Genomic DNA, 10,960 nt, shown 5'->3' on the forward strand with positions numbered 1-10,960 from the left:
CCAACTTTTCCCTTTGCAGGGGTCCGGGGGGATCATCCCCCCGGCCGCCGGAGGCATCTTTTCTCTTTCTTCGCCGTCAACTCCACCCTAAATCCGCACCTTTACCACTCCAAGCAGATCGTTCACGTACCCGTCGCCCCGTTTGAACTCCCGGTAGCCGGCGGAGTGGGCGCAGCCGACGGCGTAGAGTTTGTCGCCTTCGGCCACCAGATGCGAGGTGATCTGGCCGCAGGCCAGCTGGCAGAAGACGCCGGCCAGATCGATGACGTCGCCCGGAGCGTGTTCGGGATTGGTCGAGGCCACGATGCGGCCGGCCGGGTCCACGAACATGCCTTCCGAGCCGGCCAGGATGTCGCCCTGGCCGTCCCGGGGCAGGCAGTCGTTTAACATCGACTGGAACTGCGGTTCGGAATCGAACACGATGCCGATGCCGCCAAGGACCGTGTCCGGGCGTTCGAGGGAGGTTATCGGCGCGTTGTAGATGTAGGTATGGCGGGGCTGGCCGGCGGCCTCGTAGAGGTCGGAGGGCGCGAAATCCGAGACCCGGTAGAGCTGGGAATCGGAGATGGAAAGCGTCTCGGCCACGAAGCGTTCGGTTATGCTGCGGCCTTCCTGGCGGTGCTCGTCGGGATTGGAGCAGGCCAGGATGCGGCCTTCGCGGTCGTAGACGAAGAGGTTGGTGTAGACGGTGTAGAGGCTGTTTATATAGGCCAGGATTTCGCGCATCCGGCTGCGATCGGCCTCGGGCAGGCGCGGTTTGTCCAGGAAGCGGCGGAAATCCGAGGTCAGGGCCCACCAGCGGCAGTCATTGGCCCGCTCGTAGAGGTTGCGGTCCATGATGTCGATGGCCAGGGCGGCCAGGAACTGGGCGTCGTGCAGGCGCGAGGCGGTGACGAGCTTTAAAAGGCCGCCGGTCGATTCCTGGAAGACGTGCTGCACCTGATCGCCGATCTTTTTGACCTCGCCCAGGACGTGGGGCAGGGCTTGGGCTTCCACCCGTTCCGAGGCGTCGGACTGGACGGATTTCTTGGCGGCCATGATCTCGCCGTTTTGCACCACCAGTTCGAGGTCGGACAGGACGTTTTCGGAAGCCTCTTCCACTTGCAGGAGCCGGGAGGAGAAGATGGCGTTGCTGCGGATGGCGTTCTCGTCGAAGTGATGGCCGTTGGTGTCGTTTTTAAAGGCCGTGGCCACCCGTTTTTGCACATGCCCGTACCAGGGCAGGCCGATAAATCCCTGGTAGCCCTTGGTGGTGAGCGTCTTGGCCAGATAGCCCTCGCCGCCGAGCTGGGCCATGTGGAAATCGTCGCGAAGGGCCAGCGGGTAGGTCCGGCCGCCCGGGGCGCGGGCCGGGTCGCTGGTGGCGATGGCCCGGCCGGCCTCGTCGAGGATCATGATGACGATGTCGTCGGAGGAGCGCTTGAGGCTCTCGAAGATGCCGGCCATCTCGCCTTCGAAATCAAAGAGCAGGGCCAGGACGCCGATGGGCTGGTTGGTGGCCGGATGGCGGATGGCCTGGGAATAGGCCAGCACGTCGCCGCGGCCCGGGGCGAGATCGGTCGGGCGGTAGGTTTCCACATACTGGGGCGCGGCCATGGCCTCGGCCAGGAGCGGGTCGGTCGACCGGGACAGGGGATTGTCGCGGTCCAGGTGGGCGCGCACGTTGCCCTCGGCGTCAAGGACCACAATCTCCCAGTAGACCGTGTACTTGTTGCGGTACTCGGCCAGGCGCTCCTCGATGGGGGCCACGGCCTGCCGCGAAAAATCGCCGGCCAGGAGCAACTGGACGATGTCGTCGTCCGTGGCCAGGAACCCGACGTCGGCCGTGCGCTCGAACAGGTTGCGTTTGAGGATGTCGATGGCCACCTGGGCCACGGCGGAAATTTCCAGCACCACTTTCTGGGTGTTTTCCAGGACCAGGGTGTCGAGCAGGTTTTGCTGCAGGGTGGCGAAATTGTCCTGGGTGCTGATGATGAAGTCAATGAGCGTCTGGGCGATGCGGCTGCAGTTGATCTTGCCGGTGAGCGTTGCCCGGGTCCACTGCCGGTCGAGCCGGCCGAGGACGCTTTGGCAGGCATCCACCGAGGGCATGGCCCGCAGCAGCATCTGCTGGTGGCGTCTGATGAGTTCCCTGTCCATACGAAAGCCTCCCTGGGGTAGCAATCATTTCGGACGCCGCACGGCATGGGACAGTGCCGGACGCGGCGACGCAGGACCCGGTCTGGGCATGGCGGTACCATGGTCAAACTGGTGTTGAGTATCGCGTTGGCTACATTCGTGTTGAAAATGCCATTGCGGGCAGTCGGTGCGCCGATGAGAGCCGTACCGTGAACAGTCCGTGACAGTGGCAGACAGAGCAAAAGGAAGGGGCTTGGGCCGAAAAAACGCCGATTGGCACTCCGACAATCGGAAAAACCCTGTCTGTGGCCCAAGACGGGGTCACGGAATCACTGTCAGACAAAAAAGTCAACGACGGAGAATCCGTTGTTTTTGATCGCTGTGAATGACAAATCGTGACCGGAATTGGCCTTGACGACGGGCAATACGGGCAATATCGGAAGCGGGGCCAAACGGAAACAGAACGCGCGGCTCTTGAAAAGAGCGCTTCGGATGGCCGGCGGATTGCGTTGTCCCGGTCGGACAGGGGGCAGGCTGTTTTTTTGTCCGCCACGCTCTTGTAATTGAACCGAGACCGGATAGGAATGTTTGAAGGCACCTTCTAGGATTTGGTCTGGTGATTCTCGGCCCTGGGGCGTGCGCTGCTTTGTATTGGTTTGTGAATGTGGTTGTGGGAAACTGATTTTTGGCAAGAACTGCCAGGGTAAAAGGAAGATTCGATGCGATCCATTAAATTGAGAATCATGCTTCAGTTGATTCTGGTGATCTCCATTCCCACGACTATTGTATTGGGAGTCATCTTTAACACCATTTACGATGACACGGTGTCTCTGCATGTGGCGGCAATCCAGAAGGAGATACGGCAGCTGGAAAACGCCATGGCCATCTTCACGGACCAGGCCAAACAGAACGTGGCCCAGCTGGCCGCCGATCCGCTGCTGCCCAAGGTGGACGCCACGCTCACGTCCTACGCCGGCACGACGCAGAAAACCAAGTCCATTCCCCGGCCCGACGATCAGCTCGGCCAGGAGATCACGGCCGCTTTCGCCCGGGTTCAGGCCACCCACCCGGCCTATGTCGAGGTCTTTTTCGGCTCGGGCGACGGCGGGTTTCTCTCGAGCGTGGCCGGGGAGCTGCCGGTCGGCTACGATCCCCGAAAGCGGCCCTGGTACCAGGAGGCCATGCAGACGCCTGACCGGCCGATCATTTCCAAGGCCTACATGTCCACCACCGGCGAGGCCGTGGTCAGCGTCACCAAGGTGGTCACGGACAAGGGGCGCACCCTGGGGGCCATCGGCGTTGACATCTCGCTTGGCGTGTTGACCAAGATCGTCAAGGACATCCGCATCGCCAAGACCGGCTATGTGGTCTTTGTCCAGGGCGACGGGGTGGTCATTTCCGATCCGAAAAACGAAAAGTTCAATTTCAAGAAGATCGGGGAGCTTGGCGTGCCGGCCCTGGAGGCGGTCTTCAAGAGCCCGGACGGCCACAGTCTGGTGGAAATGGACGGCCGGCGGTTCCTGGCCCTGACCTCCACGGCCACGGGGCTTGGCTGGAAGTTTCTGACCTTTGTCGAATACGACGAACTCGTCGGACCCATGCAAAGCCTCATGTGGAAGTCGGCCCTGGGCTTTGCCGCCATCCTGGCCGTCATCTGCGGCGTGATTTCCTTTTTCCTGACGGCCGACGTGTTTCGGCCGCTTGGGCGCATGATCAACCACCTCAAAGAGATCGGCAGCGGCAATTACCAGTCCCGGCTGACTGTCCGCCGGCGCGACGAGGTGGGCCAAGTCTATGAGGCGCTGAACCAAACCTCGGCCACGCTCCTGGCCCACGTCGGCGAGATCGAGGCCAAAAGCGCCGAGGCCGAACACAAGGCCGCCCAGGCCGAAGAGGCGGCCGCCCGGGCCGAGGCAGCCACGACCCGGGCCGAAGCCGCCCGGATCGAGGGAATGCTCCACGCCGCCGAGCGCCTGACCGGCGTCGTGGACATCGTGACCACCGCTTCCTCCGAACTCTCGGCCCAGATCGGCGAATCCACCCACGGGGCCGAACACCAGTCCGGGCGGATCAACGAGACGGCCACCGCCGTGGAGGAGATGACCGCCTCGGTGCTGGAAATCGCCCGCAACGCCGAGGTCACCGCCCGGCTGGCCGAACAGTCCAAGGCCGCAGCCGAGGACGGCGGCCGGCAGATGGAGCAGGTCAAGGCCGATGTCCACGGCATCAGCCTGGGGTTTGAGGCGGTCTACGATTCGGTGTCGGATTTGAGCCACAAGGCCGACGGCATCGGCTCCATTGCCCAGACCATCGAGGATATTGCCGACCAGACCAACCTGCTGGCCTTAAACGCCGCCATCGAGGCCGCCCGGGCCGGCGAGGCCGGCCGGGGCTTTGCCGTGGTGGCCGACGAGGTGCGTAAGCTGGCCGAAAAGACCATGACCGCCACCAAGGAAGTGGGCGAGGCCGTGGCCGGCATCCGGCGCGGGGTGGGCGGCACCCTCACCGGCATGGACAAGGCCAAGCAGATCATCGAGCAGTCCATGGCCCGCACCGATCAGGCCGCCCACGGGCTGGCCAGTCTGCTGGCCATGTTTGCCCAGTCCTCGGATCAGGTCCGGGCCATTGCCACGGCAGCCGAGCAGCAATCCTCGGCCACCGAGGAGATCAACCGCCATATCGAGGAGATCAACGGCATCGCCTCGGAGACGGTGGGAGCCATGCGCGAGGCGGCCCGGGCCGTGGCTGATCTGGCCGAGCAGGCGGTGGTCCTCAAAGACCTCATCTGCGCCCTGGAATCGGAGAGCCCGGCCTGCCGGCAACTGCCGGCCTAACCGGCAGTCCCGGCCCTGAGGCAACGGCCCTGGTGCGCCTGCCGCGCCAGGGCCGTTGTGCGTTGGCCCGGCCGGGCCGCTGACCGCCAGGGCGGCTTGGGCCGGAAGGCAGCCAGTCGGGGGGCAGTCGGCCCAGTCGGCGCAGTCGGCCAGGTCGGCCAGGTCGGCCAGGTCGGCCAGGTCGGCCAGGTCGGCCAGGGGGAGGGCTTGGCGGCCCCAAAGAAAAACGGGCGCAGCCGGTTGGCTGCGCCCGTTTCGTTTGGTGCGGGGGAGGGGTTATTTGCCGTCGGCTCCGCCGACCAGTCCGCCGGCGCCCTTGGGCTGCGGTCCCAGGATGGCCTCGTTGACGACGACCACCTTGGCGGCCTGCTGCAGGCTGCCGAGGTAGGCCCGGAAGAGTTCGGTCTGCTTGGACTGGGTCAGAGTGGCCACCCAGCGCTCTTTTTCCTTGTCCCACAGCGCGGCATCAGCCGGGATGCGCTTGTCCAGGCCGGCCAGGACGTAGGCGCCGGCCACGCCGTAAGCCGTCTTGAACCAGCCCGGGTCCTTGGCTTCAAAGGCCGTCTGCACCAGCACCGGGGCCATGCCCAGGCCCGGAATGAAACCCTGGCGGGTAAACGGGGCCGAGGTCGCGATCTTGTCCTTGTACTCGGCCAACAGTTTTTTCTGGCCTTCCTCGGTCTCCATGGCCTTGGCCGCTTCGTCGGCCTTGGCCTTGGCCAGCTTGAGTCCCTCTTCTTCGGTCAGGCGGGTCTTGATGACGTCCTTGACGGCCTCGAGGGGCTCGACGCCGGGTTCCTTGACGTCAGCGGCCCGGACCAGCAGGAAGCCGTCCTGGGTGGACAGGGGGGCGTCGGCGGTCTGGCCCTTTTTGAGGGCAAAGATGGTGGTCACGGCCGGCTCGGACAGTCCCAGCTCGGCGGGCGGGGTTTCCCTGGCGAAAAAGGCCGAGGTCTTGAGGGCGACCTTTTCTTCGGCCACGGCCGCTTCCAGGGATTCCCCGGAAGCCAGCTTTTCCTGGACCACGTCCAGGGCCTTGGTCAGCTTGTCGGCGGCGCGCTGTTCGGCCAGTTCGGCCCGGATGTCGTCCTTGACCTCGGCCAGGCTGCGCTGGCCGGCGGCCTGCTTGTCGCCGCCCTGGATGAGGTGCAGGCCAAGGCTCGTGCGCACGGGCTCGCTGACCTCGTCTTTTTTAAGCGAAAAGGCCTTTTCCTCGAAGGGGCCGAATTCCTTGGGCAGGCTGCCCTTGGGCAGCCAGGCCCAGTCCTCGCCGATGATGCCGTCGGGGTTGTTGGGGTCCTTGGGCAAAAACGTGGCGAAGTCCGTGCCCTTGCGGACTTTTTCGGCCATGGCCTTGAGCCGGGCTTCGGCTGCGTCCACCACTTCCTTGGGCGCATCCGGCGGAAGGATCATGAGGATGTGGCGCACGTGCACCTGTTCGGGGCGTTCGTATTTCTTCAGGTTGGCCTTGTAGCTGGCCTCGATGTCCGCGTCGGTCACGTCCTGGGGCTTGGCCATGGCCTTAGGGGGTGAATTCCACGAAATCGATCTTGACCTGGGCCGGCGTGGCAAATTCATCCTTGCGCGCGTCGTAATAGGTCTTGATCTGGGCGTCGGAGATGGTCACGCCCTTGGCGAAATCGGCCGAGCTGAAGGGAATGTAGTGGATGACGGCCTGCTCGCGCATGAAGTCGAAGATGGAACGGGCCTCGGACTCGGCCACCGTGGCCGGCAGCCCGACAAAGGCGGCCAGTTTTTCCAGCAACAGCTGCTGGCGGAAGTCGGTCTCGAACTCCCCGGGGGAGACGTCGTTGGCCTTGAGCAGATTCTCGTAGCGCTTGGGATCAAACTGCTTGGACTCGTTCTGGAAGGCCGGAATCTTGGCAATCTCGGCCCGCAGTTCCTCGGTGGTGACGGCGATGCCGAGCTTCTGGGCCTGGGCCTCCAGCAGCTTGGTGGTCACCAGATTGCTGAAGACCTGCCAGCGAAAGCCGCCTTCCTGCAGTTCCTTGTCCGTGACGTTGGGGTTCTTGTTTTTCACCAGCCGCAGGTTCTCCTGGTAGGACTTTTCATAGTCCTTGATCAGGATGGGCTGTTCGTCCACCGTGGCCAGCACGGTGGCCTTGTCGCCTTGCATGTTGCCGACGCCCCAGAAGACGAAGACAATGATGATCAGACCGAAAACGATCTTGATACCCCAGGATTGGGCGTATCTCCGCATAGGATCGAGCATGGGTTCTCCTCGGCGCGGTGCGCCGCGTGTTAGGCGCGAGCCTGGCGGACCTGATTGAGCAGGCCGCCAGCTTTGATGATTTCGAGTTCCTTGGCGGTCAGGTCGTTTACGACCATGACGTCGCCAATGCCGGCCACGGTCATGGGGCAGGCTTTGCCCGGGGCGATGGCCGTGGTGTCAAGGCGGATGTCGGCTCCGGCCGGGATGCGGTCGTAGTCGGACTTGTCCGCCAGCAAAAGCGGCAGAATGCCGAAGTTGACGAGGTTGGCGCGGTGGATGCGGGCCATGGACTTGGCCACCACGGCGACAACGCCGAGGTAGCGGGGGCCAAGGGCGGCATGTTCGCGGCTCGACCCCTGGCCGTAGTTCTCGCCGCCAAGGATCACGCCCTTGCCGAGCTTTTTGATGCGCGCGACAAACTCCGCGTCCACCCGGCTGAAGATGTACTCGCTAATGGCCGGGATGTTGGAGCGAAGGGCCGTGATCTGGGCTCCGGCCGGCAGGATGTGGTCGGTGGTGATGTCGTCGCCGACCTTAAGGGCCACCGGGGCCTCGATGGCCGCGGGCAGGGCGGTAAAGGGCGGCAGCGGGGCGATGTTGGGGCCGCGGGTGATGGCCACGCCGGCACCGTCGGCCGGCGGGGTCAGGAACAGGTGGCGGATGCTCGGGACCACGGCCGGGAACTCGGCCTTTTCCGGGGCCTCGCCCCAGGTGGCCGGGTCGGTGAAGGCGCCGCAGAGGGCGGCCATGGCCGCGGTCTGGGGGCTGACCAGATAGACCTGTCCGTCCTGGGTGCCGGAACGCCCTTCGAAATTGCGGTTAAACGTCCGGGCCGACACGCCGGCCGAGACCGGGGAGCCGCCCATGCCGATGCACGGACCGCAGGAGCACTCGAGCAGCCGCGCCCCGGCGTCGAGCAGCGGATCAATGAGGCCCTCGGCGGCCAGCATCTTGAGCACCTGCTTGGAGCCCGGCGAGATGAGCAGATCGGTGGCCGGATCGATGCGTTTGCCGGCCAGGATCTGAGCCACGGCTTTGAGGTCGGCATACGACGAGTTGGTGCACGAGCCGATGCAGACCTGATCGACCTTCATGCCGTCGAGGTCGGCGATGCGGACCATGCGGTCGGGCATGTGCGGCGCGGCAGCCAGCGGCTCCAGGCACGACAGGTCGATGGTGACCACCTCGTCGTAGGCGGCGTCGGGATCGGCGGCCAGGGGCGCGTAGTCTTCGGGCCGGCCCATGGCGGTGAAAAAGGCCTTGGTCACGTCGTCGGACGGGAAGATCGAGGTGGTGGCCCCGAGTTCGGCCCCCATGTTGGTGATGACCGCGCGCTCGGGCACGGACAAGGTGGCCACGCCCGGTCCGGCGTATTCCATGACCTTGCCCACGCCCCCTTTGACGGTGAGAAGCCCAAGCAGGTGCAGGATCACGTCCTTGCCCGTGGCCCAGCCCGGAAGGGCGCCGGTCAGGTGGATCTTGACCACCTTGGGCATGGCGATGACATAGGGCTCGCCGGCCATGGCCAGGGCGACGGACAGGCCGCCGGCTCCCATGGCCATGGACCCGACGCCGCCGGCGGTCGGGGTGTGGGAGTCGGAGCCAACCAGCGTCTTGCCCGGCTTGGCGAAATTTTCCAGATGGAGCTGGTGGCAGATGCCGGTGCCGGCCGGGGAGAAGGTGATGCCGAATTTGGCGGCCACGGTGCGCAGATAGGCGTGGTCGTCGGGATTGCGAAAGCCCATCTGCAGGGTGTTGTGGTCCACATAACTGACGGACAGTTCGGTGCGCACGCGCGGCAGGCCGATGGCCTCGAACTGGAGATAGGCCATGGTGCCGGTGGCATCCTGGGTGAGCGTCTGGTCGATACGAAGGGCAACTTCGGCCCCGGCGGTCATTTCGCCGGAAACAAGGTGCTCCTTGATAATCTTTTGGGTCAGATTGAGGGCCATGGGAGAAGTCCTTTTTGTCTGGAGGAAAGGAGAAAATGTCCGGCCTGCATGCCTCCCCGCGCCGCTTTAGTCAAGTGGGCCGGGGCCGGACACGGGTCGCCGGCCGGCCTTGACGTGTGTTTGCGACCGGCGCACAGTGGCACGATCACAAAAAGGAGTGTGCCATGGATTTCACTGATGTCATGCTGGCCCGCCGGGCCGTTAATTTCTTCGATCCCGAATCCGACGTGCCCGAGGCCGACCTGGACCGTCTGCTGGATATCGCCGCACGCGCCCCCTCAAGCTTCAACCTGCAGCCCTGGCGCGTGGCGGTGGTGCGCCAGGCGGCCCAAAAGGCCACCCTGCGCGCCCTGGCCTGGGACCAGCCCAAGGTCACCGAGGCCCCGGTGGTCCTCATGTTCCTGGCCGATACCGAGGCCTGGAAGGTCTTTTCCCCGGCCTTTGAGCGCCAGTTCTCCTACCTCATGCAGACCGGGCGCTACAAACCCGGGCAGCGCGAAGAATTCGCCGCCGCCGTGACGAGCCTCTACGGCGCGACCCCGGAAAAATCCCTGGCCTTTGCCGCCAAAAACACCGCGTTTTTCGCCATGACCTTCATGTATGCCGCGGCCGACGCCGGCTACGTCACCCATCCCATGGACGGCTTTGACCACGACGGCGTGCGCAAGGCCTTCGGGATCCCTGAGCATTTCTGGATACCGCTGCTTATGGCCGTGGGCCGGCTCAAGCCCGGCGTCACGGTCGCCCCGGCCAAATGGCGGTTTCCCGCTGACGACATCCGCTACACGCTGCCCGATTAGACCAAGGAGGTCTGCCATGCGCCTTACCCTCACGTCCCCTCTGGCCGTTTTGGCCCTGTCCGCCGTCCTCGCCGGTCCGGCCCTGGCCCAGCCGGCCGGATCCTTGCTCCTTGACCAACCCGCTGCCCGGGCTGCCGCCACCGGGCCGGCCCAGGCCGGTCCGGGGACGGGCCTTTTGCTCCTGGCCGCCAGTGACGCACCGGCCACGACCGAGGCTGTCCCGGCCGCACCCGCGGCCCAGGCCAAACCCGAGGCCGGGCCGGTGGTGGACGGCGCAACCCTGGACCCGCCCCATACCGCCGCCACCTTCTGGATCCGCCATATCGTGGCCCCGGTGGCCGGGCGCTTCGACGCCGTGTCCGGCGCAATCGACATTCCGGCGGCCAACCCGGCCAAGGGCCGGGTGGCCTTTGCCGTCCAGACCGCCAGCGTGGACACCGGGGTTGCCGCCCGCGACACCCATCTGCGCACGGCCGAATTTCTAGATACGGCCGCCTATCCGGCCATGACCTTTACCGGCAGCCGGATCGTCCCGGCCGGCAAGGGCAAGGTCAACGTCACGGGCAAGCTGGCCATCAAGGACGTGGCCAAAGAGGTAACGATTCCGGTCAGGCTGCTTGGCACCAAGCCCCATCCCATGATGCCCTGCGTGGATGTGACCGGCTATGAGGCGGCTTTTTCCATCAACCGGCTGGAGTACCATGTCGGCACCGGCAAGTACTTCAAGATGGGGGCGGTTGGCGACGCCACCGACATCCGGGTCAGCGGCGAGACGCTGGCGGCCCGGCCGGGCTGCATCAAACCGCAGTAGGGCGGGTTGGCGACGCCGGCCGCCGCGTTCCCGTGGGCCCAAGGGCTGCGGGGCACGGGACGGCCGGCGTCATTGGCGGCGGCCGGTCAAATGAAACGCTCTCCAGGTGGGATTCCAAACGGTGGTTCCCATCAAGCGCGCATTTGTGGCTTACGCCAGGAACCCCATTATAACCTCCCCCCTTTGCAGGGGTCCGGGGGGATCATCCCCGG

Annotated in this window: 7 protein-coding genes; 3 read left to right on the top strand and 4 right to left on the bottom strand. The window is 65.0% G+C overall.

Annotated features, from left to right (window positions below; all coding sequences use genetic code 11):
- Positions 1–87 precede the first annotated feature (87 nt).
- The gene (locus DVDV_RS20260) at positions 88–2,139 is read right to left on the bottom strand and encodes a cache domain-containing protein (protein WP_075356393.1); all 2,052 of its coding nucleotides are present in this window, start codon (positions 2,137–2,139) and stop codon (positions 88–90) included.
- A 722-nt stretch (positions 2,140–2,861) separates the two neighbouring features.
- Between DVDV_RS20260 and DVDV_RS20265 the strand changes: the two genes are divergently transcribed.
- The gene (locus DVDV_RS20265) at positions 2,862–4,952 is read left to right on the top strand and encodes a methyl-accepting chemotaxis protein (RefSeq protein WP_254845467.1); all 2,091 of its coding nucleotides are present in this window, start codon (positions 2,862–2,864) and stop codon (positions 4,950–4,952) included.
- 276 nt (positions 4,953–5,228) lie between these two features.
- Here the strand turns inward: DVDV_RS20265 and DVDV_RS23635 are convergent, their stop codons facing one another.
- The 3 genes from DVDV_RS23635 to DVDV_RS20275 are packed head-to-tail and all read right to left on the bottom strand — an operon-like array spanning position 5,229 to position 9,137.
- A complete protein-coding gene (locus tag DVDV_RS23635) occupies positions 5,229–6,470 on the bottom strand; it encodes a peptidyl-prolyl cis-trans isomerase (protein WP_254845468.1) in 1,242 nt (413 codons plus the stop codon).
- A gap of 4 nt (positions 6,471–6,474) precedes the next feature.
- Complete coding sequence (locus DVDV_RS23640) at positions 6,475–7,185, bottom strand: peptidylprolyl isomerase (RefSeq protein WP_254845469.1); 711 nt, start codon at positions 7,183–7,185, stop codon at positions 6,475–6,477.
- A gap of 29 nt (positions 7,186–7,214) precedes the next feature.
- On the bottom strand, positions 7,215–9,137 hold the full coding sequence (locus tag DVDV_RS20275) for an aconitate hydratase (RefSeq protein ID WP_075356395.1): 1,923 nt from the start codon (positions 9,135–9,137) through the stop codon (positions 7,215–7,217).
- A gap of 164 nt (positions 9,138–9,301) precedes the next feature.
- Here DVDV_RS20275 and DVDV_RS20280 point away from each other — a divergent pair, with 164 nt between their 5' ends.
- Both DVDV_RS20280 and DVDV_RS20285 read left to right on the top strand, forming a co-directional pair.
- The gene (locus DVDV_RS20280; RefSeq protein WP_075356396.1) at positions 9,302–9,937 is read left to right on the top strand and encodes a nitroreductase family protein; all 636 of its coding nucleotides are present in this window, start codon (positions 9,302–9,304) and stop codon (positions 9,935–9,937) included.
- 16 nt (positions 9,938–9,953) lie between these two features.
- On the top strand, positions 9,954–10,748 hold the full coding sequence (locus DVDV_RS20285) for a YceI family protein (protein WP_083634850.1): 795 nt from the start codon (positions 9,954–9,956) through the stop codon (positions 10,746–10,748).
- Positions 10,749–10,960: the final 212 nt, after the last annotated feature.

This window comes from Desulfovibrio sp. DV (genome assembly GCF_001936595.1).
Lineage (GTDB): Bacteria > Desulfobacterota > Desulfovibrionia > Desulfovibrionales > Desulfovibrionaceae > Solidesulfovibrio.

Coding starts and splice junctions, on each gene's coding strand:
- DVDV_RS20260 (WP_075356393.1), bottom strand. CDS start 2,139: ATGGACAGGGAACTCATCAGACGCCACCAGCAGATGCTGCTGCGGGCC.
- DVDV_RS20265 (WP_254845467.1), top strand. CDS start 2,862: ATGCTTCAGTTGATTCTGGTGATCTCCATTCCCACGACTATTGTATTG.
- DVDV_RS23635 (WP_254845468.1), bottom strand. CDS start 6,470: ATGGCCAAGCCCCAGGACGTGACCGACGCGGACATCGAGGCCAGCTAC.
- DVDV_RS23640 (WP_254845469.1), bottom strand. CDS start 7,185: ATGCTCGATCCTATGCGGAGATACGCCCAATCCTGGGGTATCAAGATC.
- DVDV_RS20275 (WP_075356395.1), bottom strand. CDS start 9,137: ATGGCCCTCAATCTGACCCAAAAGATTATCAAGGAGCACCTTGTTTCC.
- DVDV_RS20280 (WP_075356396.1), top strand. CDS start 9,302: ATGGATTTCACTGATGTCATGCTGGCCCGCCGGGCCGTTAATTTCTTC.
- DVDV_RS20285 (WP_083634850.1), top strand. CDS start 9,954: ATGCGCCTTACCCTCACGTCCCCTCTGGCCGTTTTGGCCCTGTCCGCC.